The following is a 17,665-nucleotide window of genomic DNA, read 5'->3' as shown; positions in this document are numbered from 1 at the left end:
TGCGATAAGCCGCGCTGGTGTATCGTGGAATCAGCGAGATGAATGGTCACTCAATGTAGGGATTATCGTCTTCTTCGACATGCTGAAGGACGACGTCGCCGTTTTCTTCGATGGTAAATATGACGATCAACGGGGGAATACTGTCGATCCGCTTGGTGCGGGCGTACCTAAAGCTACACCAATCGTTCTGGTGGGAATCGAAACCAAAAGGGTTGCGATAGAGTCCTTCGACAATAGCCTCCATGGCCTTATCGATGGCTCGGTATCCGCCCAAAGCGGTTACCGCGGCGCCGAAGCTTTCCGACTCTTTGATCTCTCGCACTGAGCTACTTCGAATTCCAGCCTTGCGCGCGGCCTTGCTCGGACAGCTCGGACAGCTTGTCTTTTGACAATGGCTTGTCTGAGAAATAAGCGGCCTGATAGGGGATTGGCTCGCCGTCTTTTCTGATCTTCCACGCGATACCGTGAGATTCGTCGCTGCTTTCAGATCCGGTCATGTGTTCGTAATGGGCTATGGATTCGTCGAGGTAATCGAGGTCCTCCTGGCTGAAAAAATTTAGAACCGGCCGTCCCTTCGCAACGGGCCGCCGCTCCACCACTAGACCGTATTTTTGGGACACATATTCCAGATGCCCTTCAGAACCCAACTCACGCAAGAGGGGAGGCATTTCTACCGGAGCGGGCCCCTTCTCCAGCCTCTGATACTGCCGACCTGTGACAGGCTGCCCGCGCTCATAAAATGAGCGGAAGTCGGCACGCCAAAGAGTCTTATTCAGCTTGATCAAGCCGAAATATCGAAAAGAGGCGCAGCGTTCTGCGACGTAAAGAATGGCCTCCTTCAGGCGTCTCTGCCCTTCAGGGAGGTCAATCTTATACAGCGCGCGCTGATCGTATTTCTCAAACGAGGTCATAGGCTCCCGGTCTCTGAGAATCATTTTACATCTCACTTGACTCCAGAGCAAGATTGTTGTAGCCGCCACCAAAAGTTGCGATTCTCTCTGTTGCAACAGAAAGTTAAGCCTACTTCTGCCATTGGCCTCAAACTCGGCTAAACCGGGGCGTGGGGCCAAGGCCGACGTCTTGTGGGCCATTGTCGAGTCTGGCTCCCGGGCCGCATGTGCCCGCCGCGTTAGCAGCACCCTACCTGCGGCGTGAATTTGCGCTAGTATCGTTTCTGCGCAGTCCAGCGCCAATTGATGGAGGCATGACCGTGTCAAATGCACCGTCCACCTCCTCCCCCGACGCCCTTGCCCAATCGATCCTCCGGCGGATCGCGCCGGAGCTGCTGGAGGCTCGTGCTGAGGAGTTGGTGAGCTTCGGGGCGTTCTGCGCAGGCGAGCTGGAAGACCAGGCCGCCTATAGCGACCGCATCCATCCGCCGGTCTGGAGGAACGTGCCCGTCGATCCCGCTCATCCGGGGGAGCGGCGCGGGGCCATCTTCCTCAACCCGCGCTACGAAGCCTGCCATCAGGAGGTCTATGCGCGGGGCTTCATCGCCGATCTGTTCGCCGAAGCGGACCCGGCCCCCCAGCTTTGGCCGCTGATCGGCCAGTATCTGGTCTCGCAATCCGACATCTCCATCGGCTGCCCCTTCGCCATGACCCACCCCGTGGCGCTGATCGTGGCGGCTTATGCACCCGACGCCGTGCGCGAGAAGTATCTGCCCGAGCTGACCCGCACCGACGGCGAAACCAAGAGCGGCGGCACCTGGGCGACCGAGAAACATAGCGGCAGCGATGTCGCCCAGACCCAGACGAAGGCCGAACCGCAAAGCGACGGCACCGTGCGCCTGACGGGCCAGAAATGGTTCACCTCCAATGCCGGCTCCGGCCTGGCGCTCGCCACCGCGCGGGCAGAAGGCGCACCGGACGGCGCCAAGGGGCTCGGCCTCTATCTCGTCCCCAGCCATATCGACGACGACTGGCAGACGCCGAACGACTACGAGATCACTCATCTAAAGGAGAAGATCGGCACCCGGGCGCTCGCCACCGGCGAGGTCCGCCTCGATGGGGCGCTGGCCTACGAGGTCGCGGCGCCGCCGGACGGTCTGCGAGTCATGATGGCGGCTTTGGGCTGCTCCCGCGCCCATAATGCCATGGCCGCCGCGGGCATGATGCGCCGTGCCCTGATGGAGGCTCATGCCTGGGTGCAGACGCGGGAGACATTCGGAAAAAGGCTGATCGATCACGCCCTCGTCCGCAAGCGGCTGCTCGAGATCGCCACCCAATGGATCGCCGGCACATTGCTCGCCTTCGAGGAGGCGAAGAGCTTCGACGAGGCATGGGGCGCGGACGACGATGCCGCCCGGCTTTGGTCGCGGATCGTCACGGCGCTCGCCAAATACAAGACGGCGGAGCAGGCGGTCTGGTGTATGCAGAAGGCGCTCGGGCTGATCGGCGGCAACGGCTACACCGAGGACTACCCCATCGCGCGCCTGTATCGCGACGTCATGGTGCTGCCTGTCTGGGAAGGGCCGGAGCAGATCCAGGCGCTGGAGCTGCTGCGTCTGATTGCCGGGAAGGCGCCGGGCGGCGCGGTCTTCATCCAAAGACTGGGCGAGATTCAATCGGACCTGCCGGACGATCAGATGGCCCGCGAGAAAGAGCGGCTGGGCGATTTACGCGCAGGCCTCCGTCGGGCGCTGACGGATCTTCAGGCGGCAGACGATGCCGCCAAGGAGGCGACCGCCGACAGTTTCCTGCATAAGATGTCCGATGCGCTCTGCTACGCGCTGCTCTGCGAGCATGTCGCCTGGGAGATCAGCGATACGGGCAGCAAGAGCGCCCTGCTCCCCGTCTGCGATGCCTATTACCGCACGACCTTCGCGCCCGACCCCACACCGAGCACCGAGCCCGATCCGCTGCTCCAAAGCTTCGACGCGGTCATGAGCGTCGTCGGCGCCGGCTAGCCGTTCTGCCGAAGGCCTTCCAGATAGGCGCAGAGCATATCGGCCAGGGCGTCCGCATAAGCCTCGATCTCGCCCTTCGTTCGCGGCTTCTCGGAAAAGCGCTTTCCCACCGCGGTTAGCGTGGTGGCGATCAGATCGCCGGCCAAGACGCGCTCCTCCTCTGAGATTTCAGGCAGCAGGTCGGCCATGAAGGCGGCGATCTTGCGCTGCGCTCCCGCCTTGGCCGCCTGCGCCTCCGGGGCGTCCCGGTAGAGCGGGGCGGCATCGTCGAGCGCCATGCGCACCTCCGCCTCCTCGCATTCGGAGCGGACGAAGGCGTGCACGAGCGCGCGCAACCGCTCCAGCGGCGGCTTGCCGTCGTCGTCGAGAATGCCCCCGAGCAGCTCTGCCGTTTCGCGCCACTCGTCGCTCTGCAGCCGGAAGAGGATCGCCGCCTTGTTGGGAAAATACTGATAGAGCGAGCCGACGCTCACCCCCGCCCGCTCGGCCACCCGCGCGGTGGTGAAGCGCTGCGCGCCCTCCTTCGCCAGAACCTGAACAGCGGCATCCAGAACCGCCGCTACAAGCTCTGTTGAGCGCGCCTGTTTCGGCTGCTTTCGCGAGGAAATCCGGGGAGTCTTGCGCTCGGTCATGGCGTGGCTCGGCAATGCGAATATGAAACCTGACGGATTATTCGTATTTTTCTTCGCAAGGCGCAACCCCGCGCCGTTTGCATAAATGGAGTTACCCCGATGACCACCCTGACCGAAGCCCCGCTTGCCCCCGTGCTGGAGCGGCTGTTCGAAGAAGCTGCCGCAGCGGCGCCGTCCCAGAGCCTCGTCTGGGCGACGCTTTCGCCGGAGGAGCGCGACCGGCTGATGCACAGCAAAACCGACTATCTCGACATCTACAGCCGCCTGAAGGATCTGCCATTACCGGTGTCGCGCGAGACCGGCGCACTGCTCTACATGCTGGCGCGCAGCAGCAAGGCGAAGGCGATCGTCGAGTTCGGCACGTCCTTCGGCATCTCGACGCTGCATCTCGCCGCCGCCCTGCGCGACAATGGCGGCGGGAGGCTGATCACCACCGAGTTCGAGCCCTCCAAGATTGCCCGCGCGCGGGGCTCGCTCACCGAGGCCGGTCTCATCGATCTGGTGGAGATTCGCGAAGGCGATGCGCTCAGGACCCTGAGCGCCGACCTTCCCGAATCCATCGATCTGGTTCTGCTGGACGGCGCCAAGGCGCTTTACGATGCGGTGTTGGATCGGCTTGAGAGCCGTCTGAAGCCCGGCGCGCTCATCGTGGCCGACAATGCCGATTATTGCCCCGAATATCTGGAACGCGTGCGCGATCCCCAGAACGGCTATCTGTCGGTGCCCTTCGCCGAAGACGTGGAGCTCTCGCTCCGGCTCGCCTAGAGCCCGGCGCAGCTCTCAAAAGCAGACCGGCATGGGGCGTCCCGCCGGTCCGCTTTAGCGATTTCTAGGCCTTGGCGGCCGCAGCACCGTCGCTCACATGAGTCAGCGTCCGCTGCTCCTCCGTCGCGGCGATCTCCACCGTGTGGTTCTTCCCTTCCCAACCTTCCGTGTAGCGGCGGGTGAAGTTCAGCTCTTTCCGTCCCGCATAGCGCTCCGGCTCGATCGCCACGCCCCAGAGGCCGAAGGGGAGCTCCTGCGCCGGCACGTCGGCGACGTCCTGCCAGCCGTCCCAACCGAGATGCAGGGTGAAGGGTTCGCGGTCCTCGATGATCAACGCGCGCCCCTGACAGAGCGACGGCACCGGCACCTCGTTGCGCCAGCGGGTGTATTTCGCCTTCGGCACCGAACCGCCATAGCGCTTGGCCACCGCCTCGAGCAGCTCCACGGGCCGTCCGGCCTGGCGAGCGATCAGGAGCTTCAGAAACTCCGCGTGGCTCCAGACCAGCGGCATGGCGCTGCCGGAAGGCCTACCGGGATAGAGATGGCGCTCGGGGATGGGTGCCGCGTCCCAGACCTGCTCGGGCAGCAGCCCGCCCGGGCTGGCGCAGTTCCGCATGGTCTTCAGATAGAGCAGCGGGTCTTCTCCGGCCTGCAGCGCGAGATGCCCACGCTCACCCACCAGCAGCGGCCAGGCGCGGCCAACGCCGTTGCCGTCATAAGGCGAGCCGTCGTCATGCTCGCCGTAGCCGTCCTCGTTGTAGCGGCGATAGACCGGGCCTGAGGGCGTATCCACCTTCAGTACCTCGTCGACCACCTTGATCGTGTCCTTGATCTTTGGATCGGTGGCCGAGCGCAAACCCAGCCGCACGATGTAGGAGAAGTCGAGCGCCACCAGCGCACAGGCCCGGATGGTCTCGCCGTTGCGGTTTCTCAGCATCAGCGTGCCGGTCACTCCCCCATCCATCTCCGGCGGGGCGATGCGCACATAGTAGCCGTCCACACCGAGCTTCTCGGCCATGGGTGTGCCGGTGACGTAGCACCACTCCTCGATCCGCTCGTTCCAGTCGTCGGCGAGATCGAGGGCGTAGCCCCGGGTCGCCTCGTCGAGCCAGGGCGCGGCCGCCACCAGGGCGGCGATCAGCACCGGAATGGTGAAGGCGCTGATGCCGGGATTCTCCTCCCACCGGTCCTGATCGCTCTGGGGGCCGGCCTTTGCGATGAAGGCGATCGCCCGGCGCACCATCTCCGTGGTGCCCGGCAGATCGGGCTGCCCGAGCTCGCGCAGCTTCGCCGCCAGCATCACGGGGAAGGCCGCCTCGTCGAGCTGAATGCCGGTCCAGAAGGGCACGCCGTCGGGGAAATAGTTCTGGGTCCAGTGGCCGTCCGGCTGCTGGACGCCGATCATATGGGCCAGCATGCGCCGCGCGTCCTCGACCTGGTTGGCGGCAAGCAGCGCGAAGGCGGCAAGCGTCGCATCCCGCGGCCAGACGAGATGATAGCCGCCGAGCGTATTGGTGGAGTTGCCCCAGGGCGTGCTCATGGAGGCGACCACCGCTCCGGGGAACATGCGGTCCTCGTGGGTGCGCAATACGGTGGCCGTGGTCAGCGCCTCCTCCGCGAGATCCGCCTCAGGCGCCGGTAGGCTGAGCTTGCTGCCCCAGGCCTCCCACCCCGCGAGGAAGCGCTCCCGCACCGTGTCGTAGCCTTGCGCCAAGGACGACATGGCAAGCGTGCGGGCGCCGGTCGGATGGGGCGCGATGCCGAGGGCGATCACACCCTTCGGCGCCGAAAGCGCGGCCGACATGGCGATATTTCCGCCGGTCGCGCTCGTGAAACCGTAGGTGAAGCGGTTATGGGCGTTGAGATCCTGCCAGCCGTCGGAAGCACCGACGAAGCCGACGCTCTGGTCTTCCATTGGGGCATCGGCGCCGATGCAGACCGCGCGCGCCGGGATCGAGGCATAGAGCAATCCGCCATCCACCCACGCATCGTTATCGTAGCCGCTCTCGCCGAGATGGGGCGCTGCGATGATGCCGAGCTTGTACGGGCCTTCCAGATCGTACCGCACCAGTAGCACGTCCCGATGGGGATCGGGCAGGACCTCGAGGGTGAGCCTGTAATCGTCGCCCGTATGGGTCACCGTCAACAGAGGGAGATAGGGTTCGGGCTTCGAGAGGGTGTAATTGCATACCCGCTTGAGATCGACCCAATGGCCCCCTCCGATCAGGTAGAATCCGAAATCGCGGATCTCCGGCCGTCCGGTCGAAGGCCAGTAGATCTCGTTGACATTGCCATGGCCGATGCTCGCCCAGACACGGGCCGTGCCCAGGGAGGTCGTCACGAAATCCTTGTCGCTGGACGCCCAGGTGGGCGGAATGCCCGGTGCGCCGAATGCTTCCCCGCCTGTCATGGCATAGCCCCCGTCGATCGGAAAAAAGCCGGCCGCCGACCGTCCTGGATCAGGTGGCGGTCCCGCACCGGCATGGGTTCAACACGAGGGGGATCTTACGCGCCGAACCGTTAACATCCGCGTGACGTCACGGCGAAAATTGACCGATTTCGGCGAAAAATGCTCTGGGGCGGGCTTCAAGGCGGTCTAGATCGCGCGCTCGGCGAGCATCAGCGCGCTATCTTCCGGATCGCGGCGCAAGCGGCAACCCAACCGCCGAGCGAGGGTCTTCATGGGCGTGTTGTCGGCATGGATCGACGCCCATGTCCGGCGGTAGCCCATCTCGCGGCCGGCGGCGAACACCGTCTCCAACGCCTGCCGAGCGAGATCCAGATGCCGTGCCTCGGGCCGGAGCGAGACGGAGAATTCCGCCGTGCGTCCGTCCGGCTGGCCGGCAATCCGCGCGCCGCCGAGGATCTCCCCGGCAAGCGTGCCCCGGCCCTCGATCACCAGGCAGATATCCTTCGCCGGATCGGGCGTGCAGAAATCCAGCGCCATCGCTTCCGACAGATGCGGCATCGTATGGTTCATGCGGAACCACTTCGACATGTTTTCCAGCGCGTCGTAGCCTCGTATCAGCGAGGCGGCATCCGTCGGCCGGATCGGCCGCACGACGTAAGCCAGCCCGTCCCTGCCGTTAAGCGTGACCTCGCGCCGGGCAAGCCTCTCCCGCAGGGTGCGCGGGAGCTCGACAGGCGCCGTCGCGGGGACGGCGGGGTGATATCGCGTATGAACGACAGCCATGGGGTCATCGGCCTGAGTCCGGCCGCTCTCTCAATAGGTTAGGCGCACAATGCTGCACCGCAACAATTGGGAGATAGGAACATTGAGAGACCATGGCAAAGCCTCGCGACAAGTGAGCGCAGGCGCCCGTGGCATCTAAACGAGCATGCCGCCGGAAACCTCGATCCGCTGGCCCGTGACCCAGCGATTCCCGCCCGTCAGGAGATCGGCGATCATCGGTCCGATATCGTCCGGCAGGCCCGCGCGCCCCATGGCCGTCATGGAGGCAACGCGATCGTTCATTTCCTGATTGTCGCGCACGACGCCGCCGCCAAAATCGGTCGCGATCGCCCCCGGCGCAACGGTGTTCACTGCGATGCCCCGGTCGCCGAGTTCCTTGGCGAGATAGCGGGTCAGCACCTCCACGGCACCTTTCATGGACGCATAAGCCGACATGCCGGGAAGTGAGAACCGCGCCAGCCCGCTGGAGAGATTCACGATCCGCCCGCCATCCGCCAGCAGGGGCAGCAGCTTCTGGGTCAGGAAGAACACGCCCTTGAAGTGAATCCGATAGAGATTGTCGAGATCCTCCTCGGTGGTTTCGGCGAAGGGCGCGCGCAGGCCGATACCGGCATTGTTCACCAGATAGTCGAACCGCTCGCGGCCCCACCCGGAAAGGGTCTCTTTCACCTGACCGACGAACCCGTCGAAGGCGGAGATATCACCCGTATCCAGCTGGAACGCGGCCGCCTTCCGGCCCATTCCCTCGATCTCGGTGACGACCTTGTCGGCCTCGTCCTTGTTCGAATGGTAGGTGATGATGACGTCGGCGCCGCGCTCGGCGAGATTGATGGCCGTATTGCGGCCAAGGCCGCGGCTGCCGCCCGTGACGATGGAGGTCTTCTGAGAAACCCTGTTCCCGTTGGTCATTGTCGAAATCTCCCGTTCGAAAACTCTGAGGGGAGATTTAGGGAGCCCGGCAAAAAGCGGAATGGCTGAAGGTGCCGCTTCCTTGCCTAATCCTCCACGGCTCCACCGAGCGACCGGGTCTCGAAGGTCACCTTCTGATCCGCGTTCCCGATGAGATCGATTGTGGCCGAGGTCGCGCCCTTCGGGATGCGGATATCGGTCTTGGAACCCAGCTTCAGCACCAGAACCCCGTCGGTCTTCTTGCCCGAGGCGGCCCAGGCTCGAAATAGCTCTTCACGACATCCACCTCGTCGCCGGCCTGCTCGATCGTCTCGCCATTCTCAAGCTTGAAGACGATGGAGCGGACATAGGCTCCACCCGACGATCCGCCAGCATTCACATAGAGCGTGGCGACGCCGGGCTCCGGCCCGGGCTCGGCCACAATGGAATATTCGCTGACGCTGGTCCGCCGGTGCAGATCGCGATGCCGAAATAATACTGGTAGAAGCCGACCGTGAAGAGGATCGAAACGATCGTGAGCACGATCGCCACGGGACGCGTGAACAGCCGTGCGAAGGATCGATCCCGACAAGAGTATCGAGGGACCAGGCGCCCGGGCCGTAGAGCATCACGCTGACCGATATGGCAAAGCCGAGCGCTGCCATGGTCCATTCGTCCAAGCACTCGAAGCCTTGCCAGCCGAAGATCAGCATCAGGGCCACGTTGAGCAGCGCCGCACCGACGGCCGCGCCCCGGGTGATGAGCCCGAACATCAGCCCAAGCCCTGCCAGCAGCTCGCCGACCGTCATCAGATAGGTGGCCGCTTCCGTCAGCTGCGGCTGCTCCAACAGCCAGTGGATCACGCTCTCGATGGGGGAGCCCGGCGCGGCATGCACCAGCTTGTTGGCGACGTCGTGGGGGCTGTCGATGTCGAGCTTGGCCGGCGCGTTGTAGAAACGCCGCCAGGCAGCGGACACGAAGGTGAAACCCATAGCGAAGGCTGATGCACGCAGCGCGAGCGCCTTCACCCAGTCGAACCGCTCGTCCTCGACCATGATGCCCCTCCCCGAATCGCTGGCTCGGCTAGTGTGGATTGCGCCCTAGCTCGTGCCAGCTTTTCTCGCTTACGTCGACACCGTAGTGCTCGGCCGCCTTCTTGATATTGGCGAAGGCAAGATCGCGGTCCTTGTCGGACACGCCCTCGACCTGATCGAACCGCGCCAGGGCGTTGCGCACGTGATCGGCGTCCGTCAGCGGCTCCTTACGCTTGTCGGGAAAGGCGAACACGCTATCGGGCAGATCCGACTGCTTGGTGAGTTCGCCGTGCTTGGTGTGGGGTTTCCAGGTGGTCTGCATCGTAAACCTCCTACGACTCTGTAGAGCCCCCGAGGAAGAACGCCGGTCCCGGCATTTGGTTTTTCGAAGGCTTATTCCAGCGCGATTAGAAGCTTGCCGGAGACAAAGATGATGTCCGGCCCGCCGCCATCATTCGGATATGAGCCATCGATACGCTGGAGCTCCAGACGCACGCGAAACGATCCGTCGCTCTCTTCCAGCGCGCGACTGTCGGGCTTGATCGTCGCCACCGGCTTGGGCTCGGTATGCCGCTCGACGATCGGCGCAAGGTCGAACCTGACCTTTGCCGGTTTTGAAGGCATGGCGATGTCGAGGGAGATGGTTTCGGGATCGAATCTCGCGACCAGTTCGAGAGGCTCGGTTCCATCAGCCTTCAAGGGGAACGTCCGTTCGAGCGACTTTGGACGCTTGGCGCTGGGATAGAGCGCCAGAGCGATCAGGTAGTCATACCCGGCAACCGCTGTCGCGGTCTCACCCCGTTCGACGCCGAAAGAAAAGCGCCGCCGCGTGTTCGTACCACGCTCGTTGCTCGGCACGTAACCGATTCCCATACGCTCGACCGCCGTCTTCGCACCCATGTTGTCGAGATTCGGCTCACCAGGATGCTCCGGATCGCCGAACCACGGTCGGATCTGGTCAAGCTTCTTGGTGTTCGCGAGATAGTCAGTGATTTCACTTATCGCGATCCGGTCTTCACGGCTCACATCGTTCGCCGGCTGTCTTATTTGTCCGTCCACCAAAACGCCGCTTCGCTCCAGCGCCGTTTCGAGCCGCCCAACCTGACTCCACGCCGACACGGCGACGGCGCCCCACGGCCCCACCGACGCACCGATCAAGAGAAACGCCAGCAAAGAAACGATCAATGCGGGCGCTCTCATTCGCCCGAGAGCCATGGCCAGAACCGCCGACAGCGTCAGCCAGACCAGACAGAGGAGCACGGTATAGCGCTCTTCGGTGAAACCGTATTCGTTGATCCGCACCCCGATAGCGATCGCCAGGAGGACGAGCGGCGCCAAAAGGACCGGAAAGAAAAGCTTTCGGAAGAGCGCGGCAAGACCGTGTTCGAGCGGATAGACCACCAGATAGGTGATCACGCCCGCAAGAGCATAGCCCACGACGAGATAGGCCACGCCGCCCTCCGGCAGTTGCCCTGCGAAGGCGATCTTCGCCATGTAGGCGTAGAGGATCAGCGTATAGATCGCGAGCAGAGGGATCATCGCGTAGGTCGCGATAACCCTCAGAGCCTTAGGGTAGCTGGTTTGAAGCCTTTCGTAGTCCGAAGGAATGCCGGCGAGGAGGGCTATTGGGAAAACCAGATAGAAGCTCACCTTTCCGAGAAATTGGACGACCTGGCCGGCGTTCAGATCGATCCCGAACAGATATTCGATGCTGTAGACGATCGCGCAACCGCCGAGAAACAGGATGCTTGCGCCGATGGCCGAAAACAGACCTTGTAAGGTAAGCCGCGCGGCATAGACCCAAAATGCCGAACGGTCCTGATCTCGCAGATAGGGGACCGCGACCGCAAGCAGCAGCAGACCATAGGCAAGGAAGGAGAAGGGAAAGTACGGAAGAGGCGATGCAAGAAAGAGCGCAGAGACGCCCACGAACATCATAGGGCCGAGGACGAAAACCGTGGGCCAGCCCCAGCCGTAGCGCTCGCGCACCAATTGCAGAGAGACGAAGAGAAGCGATCCGCAGACCCAGATCGCAAACCAGCGGACGAACCCTCCCAGCTGCCAGTGGCGGAGCGCGATGATGAACATTCCGCCGCACAATGCAGCGGGAATTGGAAAGCGCGTTATGCTCCCTGCCGCCTCCTGAACGAGGGTCCCGGCGGCATGACGCCACCAGCTCCGGCCAGAATCGTCGCTCATGTCTGTCCCCCGCGCCCCGCTTCGCGCACTTTTTGCGGGTCACGGCGCCATCGCGCAACCCATTTCTGCGGAGACACGCGCGGCCACTGCTTTACTCCACCACCACCGCATAATCCTCGCCCTCGTCCTTCGCTCCGGATTTCTGGCCGCTGCCCTTCAGCAGGAAGACCAGGCCGATGGCGAGGAGCGACATCACCATCATCAGATAGAAGTCGTCGGAATAGGCGATGATCGTCGCTTGGCGCGTGATCTCCTGGTCGAGCAGCGCCCGGCTCGCCCCGCTCGTTGGATCGAGTAGCCGCCCCGCCCCGCTCTCAAACGCCCGATTGAACGGCGTCACGTAGCTGGCGATGTTCGCATGGTTCACCTGCGTGTTCTCCACCAGCAGGGCCGAGACGATGGAGATGCCGACGCTCGACCCGATATTGCGCGACAGATTGTAGAGGCCCGTCGCGCCGCCTCGCATCTTGGCGGGCAGGGTCTGGAACGCGACCGTGGTCAGGGGCACGAACAGGAAGCCAAGCCCCGCCCCCTGGATGAAACCCGTGACGGCGATGTTCCACTGGGAGACCTCCGGCGTCCAGCCGGTCATGTCCCACATGGCCCAGGCGGTGATCACCAGCCCGATGACGAGCAGCGCGCGTGTATCGACCTTCCCCATCAGGCGGCCGACGATGAGCATGGTCGCCATGGTTCCCAGCCCCCGTGGTCCCATGACGATCCCCGCCGTGGTGACGGGATAGCCCATCAGGGTCTGGAGATAGGGCGTCAGCAATGCCAGGGAGGCCAGGTAGGTGATGCCGATGATGAAGATGAAGACCATCCCGATCGTGAAGTTGCGGTCGAGGAAGAGCTTCGGATCGACGAACGGATTGTCGGTCGTGAAGATATGGACGAGGAAGACATAGAACGCGCCCAGGCAAACCATCAGCTCGATGACGATCTCGCTGGAGCCGAGCCAGTTGAGCTGCTCGCCGCGGTCGAGGAAGAGCTGCAGGGCGCCGATGGCAATCGACAGGCTGACGAAGCCGGTCCAGTCCAGCTTGGAGTCTTCTAGCACGGTTTCGCGGACGAAGATCATGATGCCGACGAAGGCCATGATGCCGATGGGCAGGTTGATGTAGAACACCCACCGCCAGCTGAAATTCTCCGTCAGCCAGCCGCCGAGCACAGGCCCGAGCACCGGTCCCACCATCACCGACATGCCGAACAGGCCCATGGCCTTGCCCCGATCCTCCGGAGGGTAAAGGTCGAGCAGGAAGCTTTGCGCAAGGGGTACCAGCGCCGCCCCGAACGCGCCTTGCAACAACCGGAAGAGAACGATCTCCGTGAGGGATTGCGCCATTCCGCAGAGCATGGAGGCGACCGTGAATCCGGCGATAGCGACCATCAGCACGCGCTTGCGGCCGAAGCGCCCGGCGAACCAGCCCGAGGGCGGCGTCATGATGGCGGCAGCAACGATGTAGGAGGTGAGGACCCAGTTGATCTGGTCTTGGCTCGCCGCGACGGTTCCCTGGATATAGGGCAGCGCGACATTGGCAATGGTCGTATCCAGCGCCTGCATCACCACCGCGAGGATCACGCAGAACGTGATGGCTGCGCGCCCGGGGACGGCCTCGAACGCCTCCCCGCCCGCGCTGGCCGCCGCCTCAGCCATGGGTGTTCTCCGGCGATCGGCCCGCACCGAACCAGCCGGTCATGAAATCCGGCAGGCCGCGCGCATGGCCGGTGTCGACCTCGATCTCGACGCTCATGCCCGCCCGCAGCGGCGGCTTGTCCGACGGCGTATCGAGCCGCACCCGGACCGGGATTCGCTGCACGACCTTCACCCAGTTGCCGGAAGAGTTCTGGGCCGGCAGCAACGAGAAGCTGGACGCGGAAGCCGGGCTGATGCTCTCCACGCTGCCGCTCCACGTCACGCCTGGATAGGTATCGACACTCACCGTCACCTTCTGGCCGGGCCTGACATAGGTGAGCTGGGTCTCTTTGGGTTTCGCCTCCACCCACATGTGATCCGTCGCCACCAGGCTGAATGCGGACGTGGAGGCCGCAAGATACTGCCCGACCTGGAGCGACGGGACGTTGGCGACGACGCCATTGAATGCGCCCGCACGGTGGTGTGATCGAGCTGCCGCTTCGCCTCGTCGCGCTGGGCCACCGCGTATTTGAAGCCTGAGAGCTTCTCCACCGGATAATCCGGATGGTTGTCGAGCTTCGCCGCGGCCTGGGCCAGCTGGGTTTTCAGCGACGCCAGATTCTGCTGGGCATCCTGCAGATTGTGCTGCGCCTCATCGTAATCGGCCTGGGACGCGAAGTTGCGCTTCAGCAGGGATTGCTTGCGATCGAAATCCCGCTCGTAGAAATCGACATCCATCTTGGCCTGATCGATCTGGGTCTCGATCTGGGCATAGGATCCCTTGAGGGCTTCGAGCTGGGCGCGGGCGATTCCGACCTGTCCTTCCGCCTTCTCCAGGGCAAGTTTGAAGGGCAGCGGATCCAGCCGGAACAGGACGTCGCCCTGCTTCACCGGCTGATTGTCGTGCACGGCGACGCTCTGAACGATGCCGGAGACGTCCGTCGAGACCGCCACCATGTCCGTCCGGACATAGGCGTTCTCGCTCTCCATCACCGCCCCGCCTGTCACGTAGAAATACGCGCCGATGGCCAGCGCCAACGGCAGCAGCGCGAACAGCACCAACCGCACCCGGCCGCGTCTCTTGTTGCGCGGGGCCGGGCCCGTGTCGGCCTGGTGCTCAGCCTCCTTCGCCGCCACCGCTGTAGCGTCCTGCTCCTCGGAGGAAGCAGGCTCCGGCGTGCTGTCCGGCTTCTTCTCTTGAACCTCGCCCAGCGGCTCCGCGGGGCTGAAATCGGCATCGCGCTCTACCTTACCCATCGGAGGTGTCCTCATCTGGCCTTTGCTCGGCGCTGCTGATGCCGCTGAGATTTTCCCGCATGGCCTGCAGCGTTTCCATCATCCTGGCGGCATCGGCTGGGGGGACCCCTTGAAGGGCGTCCTGCTTGGCGGTGGCCGCGATGGCTTTCAATTCTTTCAGCTTGGGATAGGCCGCCGGCAGCAGGAAAAGCTGCTTGCTGCGACGGTCGGTGGGATCGGGGCGGCGCTCCAGAAAGCCTGCGGCCTCGAGCTTGTCCACCACGCGCGAGAGGCTGATCGGCTCCAGCTCCAGCATCTCCGCCAAGCGCCCTGCCGGATGCCGTCGTTGAACCGCAGATAGGCGAGCACCTGCCATTGCGCGCGCGTCAGCCCGAGCCCACGCGCACGCTGCTCGAACAGCTTGCGGATGAGCCGCGCCACGTCGTGCAGCAGGAATCCGAGGGTGATCTCGGGCTTGTCTGGGCTGAAGTCCGTCATTGGACGATCGAATACTAAGCGTGCTTATTATAGATAAGCTTATTTATGCCGATCGCCTTCGCTCGCAAGCGGCGAGACGTCACACCTTCGGGGCGCAGATGCCGCGTCCCGGAGGTGTTTCGTGGAATATCGGGGTTCTAGTCGCCGGCCGTGCCGACATCCGGCACGTCCTCGCCCAAGGCCGTGGCGAGATCGATCTGATGGTCCTGCTCCTGGACCAGGATCTCCCGGATCTGCTCGGCCATGGCGAACTCGTTCAGCGCCTCGCATTGACGGACACGCTGCCGGTAGTTGCGAACCGTCTCATTCTCGTTGTCGAGGTCGAAGCGCAGCATCTCCCGCGCATCCTCGGAGACCTTCACGGGCTTCGCCTTCACCGTCGGCGTATGGCCGAGATAGTCGATCTGCCGCGAAATCGTCAGCGCGTGCTCCAGCTCCTCGTGAGCGTGCTGCTCGAGCTGGTCCGCGATGCTCATATATTCAGCACCCTTGATGACCTGGGAATAGACCACGTAGGCGATGATCGCCTGATACTCGCGCGCGAGATCCTCGTTCAGGAGCTCGGCAAGCTGGTCGCGTGTAATATTTTTCTCAGCCATTTCGTTTCCTCATCTCAAAAAAGAACCGATATCTGAGATATTGGGTGCGCCCACCCGCGCTGAAAAGGAGGCGGTTGCTTTTGCGCCGGACCGATCTCGCTCCACGAACCGGTGGTGCGACGCTGCGCCAATTGGGGGACTTGATCCGCCAAGCCGTTCCGGGTTCTAAGGAGAGCATGACGCGAAACGGCCTGAGAATCGGCAGCCGCTTGATGCTGGCCCTCCTGACCTTCCTGTGCCTTGCACCGGGAAGCGCCGGCGCCGTCGTCTGCATCGGAGCGGATGGCCACCTGGCGGTCGAGACTGCCCATGTCGCGTCCTGCCACCGCGAAGAGGTCGTCCATCACGACCCTGCCGTCCACCAGGGCGTATCGCTGGCCGTGCATGGTCAGGACCATGCCGAGCCATGTCTCGACCTCAGCGCACCGCCGGGCGCGGCCACCACCAAGGCCATGGCCCAGCTGAATGCACCGGCCAGTGGAGCGATACCCACTCCGGCCCTGACCGCGGTGCCCACCCATGCCAAGACCCTCGCAGCGCCGCCACCCCCGGCGACTGCACCGCCTTCGCCCCACCTGACATTCCTGAAGACGGTCGTCCTTCGCACCTGACGCCTGTTCCGCCTGCCGGACTTCTCGTTGAAGCCCGGCCCTTTGCGCATGCGCATCTCTCGACGGAACAAGGCTTTCAACGATGCATCTCAAATCCAAGCCGGCGACACCGGCCCGGCTCGCTCATCCCGCGTCTGTCTTCCTGGCGCTTACCGCCCTTCTCGCCCTGACGTCCGGCCTTGCCGCCTGCGACGGCCTTAGCGCCCAGGAGGACTCAGGCTCACAGTCTGCCGGGCACGATCAAGCCGAAGGTCACGGCCACGACGATGGCCATCCTCACGCCGACACGAATGAGGAGGATCACGAGGGACACGATCACGGCGCCGAAGAGACGGGTGACGAAGGCCATGCGCACGGCGGAGAAGAAGCCGGCCACGAAGGCCATGAACATGGCCACGAAGGCCCGATCCGCCTGAGCGACGAGCAGCGCAAGGAGTTCGGCATCACGGTGGCGGCGGCCGAGACGGGCGCCGTGACCGACAGCTTCACCCTGCCCGCAGAGGTCCACTACAACGGCGACCGCCTGGCCCACGTCGTGCCGCGGGTCTCCGGCATCGCGACCGAGGTGAACGCCACCGAGGGCGATGATGTGAAGAAGGGCGAACTGCTCGCCGTCCTCGACAGCCGCGAGCTCGCCGATGCCAAATCCGACTATCTGGCGGACGTGGAGCGGGAGAGCCTCCAGGAGATCAGCTTCCGGAGGGAGCAGCAGCTCTGGGACAAGAAGATCACCTCCGAGCGCACCTTCCTCGACGCCAAGTCTGCATTGGCCGAAGCCCGTATCGCGCGCCGCGGCGCCGAACAGAAGCTCTACGCCCTGGGGATCAGCAAGGATCAGGTCGTCAATATCAAGAACGAGAAGGACACGGTGCTGACCGCCTACGCGCTCACCGCACCCTTCGACGGCCACGTCGTGAAACGCCACATCACGCTTGGCGAATATATCGGCGCCGACCGGCAGGCCTTCGCGGTCGCCGACCTCTCAAGCGTCTGGATCGATCTCAGCGTCTTTCCGGGCGATCTCGACCGGATCGAGAAGGGTCAGACCGTGGATATCCTCGACGATCAGGGCAACGTCATCGCCCAGGAGACGATCGCCTTCGTCACCCCTCAGATCGAGGAAGGCACGCGCACGGCCATCGCCCGTATCATCGCCGATCCGGTCGGCGGCCGCCTACGCCCCGGCATGTTTCTCACCGCCCGGGTCACGGTTGATTCCGGCCAGGACGCCGTGAAGGTCCCGCGCGCCGCCGTCCAGACCATCGAAGACAAGCCGGCCGTCTTCGTCGAGACAGACGAGGGCTTCGAGCCGCGCAATGTCACCCTGGGGCCGAAGGGCGAGAACGACATCGTCATCGCAGAGGGCCTGAAGCCCGGCGAGAAGATTGTCACCGAAGGCGCCTTCACCCTGAAAGCCGAGATGTCGAAAGGCAGCTTCGGCGGTCATCATCACTGAGGCGGGAGAA

The 17,665-nt window shown here is 63.7% G+C and carries 18 protein-coding genes and 1 pseudogene; 4 read left to right on the top strand and 15 right to left on the bottom strand.

All coding sequences use genetic code 11. The annotated features are described in order from the left end of the window. Positions 1-46: 46 nt before the first annotated feature. Together A7A08_RS06110 and A7A08_RS06105 are read right to left on the bottom strand one after the other, a co-directional pair. Positions 47-322: a hypothetical protein gene (locus A7A08_RS06110; protein ID WP_069094600.1), complete on the bottom strand. Its 276-nt coding sequence runs from the start codon at positions 320-322 to the stop codon at positions 47-49. A gap of 4 nt (positions 323-326) precedes the next feature. Further along, entirely contained in the window at positions 327-911 is a 585-nt protein-coding gene (locus A7A08_RS06105) for a Panacea domain-containing protein (RefSeq protein ID WP_169822938.1), read from the bottom strand. Positions 912-1,210: 299 nt separating this feature from the next. On the opposite strand from A7A08_RS06105, the gene A7A08_RS06100 reads away from it, so the two are divergent. Next, entirely contained in the window at positions 1,211-2,908 is a 1,698-nt protein-coding gene (locus A7A08_RS06100; RefSeq protein ID WP_169822937.1) for an acyl-CoA dehydrogenase family protein, read from the top strand. Here the strand turns inward: A7A08_RS06100 and A7A08_RS06095 are convergent. Next, on the bottom strand, positions 2,905-3,540 hold the full coding sequence (locus A7A08_RS06095; RefSeq protein ID WP_069094597.1) for a TetR/AcrR family transcriptional regulator: 636 nt from the start codon (positions 3,538-3,540) through the stop codon (positions 2,905-2,907). The genes A7A08_RS06100 and A7A08_RS06095 overlap by 4 nt on opposite strands. A 99-nt stretch (positions 3,541-3,639) precedes the next feature. On the opposite strand from A7A08_RS06095, the gene A7A08_RS06090 reads away from it, so the two are divergent. Then, positions 3,640-4,305, top strand: a complete 666-nt coding sequence (locus tag A7A08_RS06090) for an O-methyltransferase (RefSeq protein WP_069094596.1) — start codon at positions 3,640-3,642, stop codon at positions 4,303-4,305. A 64-nt stretch (positions 4,306-4,369) separates the two neighbouring features. Here the strand turns inward: A7A08_RS06090 and A7A08_RS06085 are convergent, their stop codons facing one another. From A7A08_RS06085 to A7A08_RS06040, 12 genes and pseudogenes are all read right to left on the bottom strand, one after another. Further along, on the bottom strand, positions 4,370-6,715 hold the full coding sequence (locus tag A7A08_RS06085; RefSeq protein ID WP_069094595.1) for a glycoside hydrolase family 15 protein: 2,346 nt from the start codon (positions 6,713-6,715) through the stop codon (positions 4,370-4,372). Positions 6,716-6,901: 186 nt separating this feature from the next. Next, positions 6,902-7,498, bottom strand: a complete 597-nt coding sequence (locus A7A08_RS06080) for a GNAT family N-acetyltransferase (RefSeq protein WP_069094594.1) — start codon at positions 7,496-7,498, stop codon at positions 6,902-6,904. Between the two features lie 135 nt (positions 7,499-7,633). After that, positions 7,634-8,407, bottom strand: a complete 774-nt coding sequence (locus tag A7A08_RS06075; RefSeq protein WP_069094593.1) for an SDR family NAD(P)-dependent oxidoreductase — start codon at positions 8,405-8,407, stop codon at positions 7,634-7,636. A gap of 86 nt (positions 8,408-8,493) precedes the next feature. Continuing rightward, positions 8,494-8,628: a hypothetical protein gene (locus tag A7A08_RS17120; protein ID WP_280948688.1), complete on the bottom strand. Its 135-nt coding sequence runs from the start codon at positions 8,626-8,628 to the stop codon at positions 8,494-8,496. Positions 8,629-8,727: 99 nt separating this feature from the next. Next, positions 8,728-9,441: a TQO small subunit DoxD gene (locus A7A08_RS06070; protein WP_069094592.1), complete on the bottom strand. Its 714-nt coding sequence runs from the start codon at positions 9,439-9,441 to the stop codon at positions 8,728-8,730. 28 nt (positions 9,442-9,469) lie between these two features. Beyond that, complete coding sequence (locus tag A7A08_RS06065) at positions 9,470-9,742, bottom strand: DUF6582 domain-containing protein (protein WP_069094591.1); 273 nt, start codon at positions 9,740-9,742, stop codon at positions 9,470-9,472. Positions 9,743-9,813: 71 nt separating this feature from the next. Continuing rightward, on the bottom strand, positions 9,814-11,409 hold the full coding sequence (locus tag A7A08_RS06060) for a DUF4153 domain-containing protein (RefSeq protein ID WP_169822936.1): 1,596 nt from the start codon (positions 11,407-11,409) through the stop codon (positions 9,814-9,816). Positions 11,410-11,710: 301 nt separating this feature from the next. Further along, entirely contained in the window at positions 11,711-13,276 is a 1,566-nt protein-coding gene (locus tag A7A08_RS06055) for a DHA2 family efflux MFS transporter permease subunit (RefSeq protein WP_069094589.1), read from the bottom strand. Beyond that, a complete protein-coding gene (locus A7A08_RS17705) occupies positions 13,269-13,622 on the bottom strand; it encodes an HlyD family secretion protein (RefSeq protein WP_483428586.1) in 354 nt (117 codons plus the stop codon). Before A7A08_RS17705 ends, A7A08_RS06055 begins: the two co-directional genes overlap by 8 nt. Continuing rightward, the gene (locus A7A08_RS17560) at positions 13,565-14,512 is read right to left on the bottom strand and encodes an HlyD family secretion protein (protein WP_483428585.1); all 948 of its coding nucleotides are present in this window, start codon (positions 14,510-14,512) and stop codon (positions 13,565-13,567) included. The genes A7A08_RS17705 and A7A08_RS17560 overlap by 58 nt, the downstream gene beginning before the upstream one ends. After that, positions 14,505-14,989 (bottom strand): annotated as a pseudogene (locus A7A08_RS17555) (MarR family winged helix-turn-helix transcriptional regulator). The gene A7A08_RS17560 and the pseudogene A7A08_RS17555 overlap by 8 nt, the downstream one beginning before the upstream one ends. A gap of 137 nt (positions 14,990-15,126) precedes the next feature. After that, a complete protein-coding gene (locus tag A7A08_RS06040; RefSeq protein ID WP_069094588.1) occupies positions 15,127-15,588 on the bottom strand; it encodes a ferritin-like domain-containing protein in 462 nt (153 codons plus the stop codon). Between the two features lie 176 nt (positions 15,589-15,764). Between A7A08_RS06040 and A7A08_RS06035 the strand changes: the two genes are divergently transcribed. Then, complete coding sequence (locus A7A08_RS06035; protein WP_069094587.1) at positions 15,765-16,199, top strand: hypothetical protein; 435 nt, start codon at positions 15,765-15,767, stop codon at positions 16,197-16,199. 82 nt (positions 16,200-16,281) lie between these two features. After that, complete coding sequence (locus A7A08_RS06030; protein ID WP_083226501.1) at positions 16,282-17,655, top strand: efflux RND transporter periplasmic adaptor subunit; 1,374 nt, start codon at positions 16,282-16,284, stop codon at positions 17,653-17,655. The last annotated feature ends 10 nt before the right edge of the window (positions 17,656-17,665 follow it).

Source organism: Methyloligella halotolerans, assembly GCF_001708935.1.
Lineage (GTDB): Bacteria > Pseudomonadota > Alphaproteobacteria > Rhizobiales > Methyloligellaceae > Methyloligella > Methyloligella halotolerans.
The sequence above is the reverse complement of the archived record's forward strand: the minus strand, read 5'-3'. Positions and strand labels throughout refer to the sequence as shown.

Bases quoted from the DNA above. Each gene is read 5' to 3' on its own strand.
- A7A08_RS06105 (WP_169822938.1), bottom strand. From the start codon at position 911: ATGACCTCGTTTGAGAAATACGATCAGCGCGCGCTGTATAAGATTGAC.
- A7A08_RS06095 (WP_069094597.1), bottom strand. From the start codon at position 3,540: ATGACCGAGCGCAAGACTCCCCGGATTTCCTCGCGAAAGCAGCCGAAA.
- A7A08_RS06090 (WP_069094596.1), top strand. From the start codon at position 3,640: ATGACCACCCTGACCGAAGCCCCGCTTGCCCCCGTGCTGGAGCGGCTG.
- A7A08_RS06085 (WP_069094595.1), bottom strand. From the start codon at position 6,715: ATGACAGGCGGGGAAGCATTCGGCGCACCGGGCATTCCGCCCACCTGG.
- A7A08_RS06080 (WP_069094594.1), bottom strand. From the start codon at position 7,498: ATGGCTGTCGTTCATACGCGATATCACCCCGCCGTCCCCGCGACGGCG.
- A7A08_RS06075 (WP_069094593.1), bottom strand. From the start codon at position 8,407: ATGACCAACGGGAACAGGGTTTCTCAGAAGACCTCCATCGTCACGGGC.
- A7A08_RS06070 (WP_069094592.1), bottom strand. From the start codon at position 9,441: ATGGTCGAGGACGAGCGGTTCGACTGGGTGAAGGCGCTCGCGCTGCGT.
- A7A08_RS06065 (WP_069094591.1), bottom strand. From the start codon at position 9,742: ATGCAGACCACCTGGAAACCCCACACCAAGCACGGCGAACTCACCAAG.
- A7A08_RS06055 (WP_069094589.1), bottom strand. From the start codon at position 13,276: ATGGCTGAGGCGGCGGCCAGCGCGGGCGGGGAGGCGTTCGAGGCCGTC.
- A7A08_RS17560 (WP_483428585.1), bottom strand. From the start codon at position 14,512: ATGGGTAAGGTAGAGCGCGATGCCGATTTCAGCCCCGCGGAGCCGCTG.
- A7A08_RS06040 (WP_069094588.1), bottom strand. From the start codon at position 15,588: ATGGCTGAGAAAAATATTACACGCGACCAGCTTGCCGAGCTCCTGAAC.
- A7A08_RS06035 (WP_069094587.1), top strand. From the start codon at position 15,765: ATGACGCGAAACGGCCTGAGAATCGGCAGCCGCTTGATGCTGGCCCTC.
- A7A08_RS06030 (WP_083226501.1), top strand. From the start codon at position 16,282: ATGCATCTCAAATCCAAGCCGGCGACACCGGCCCGGCTCGCTCATCCC.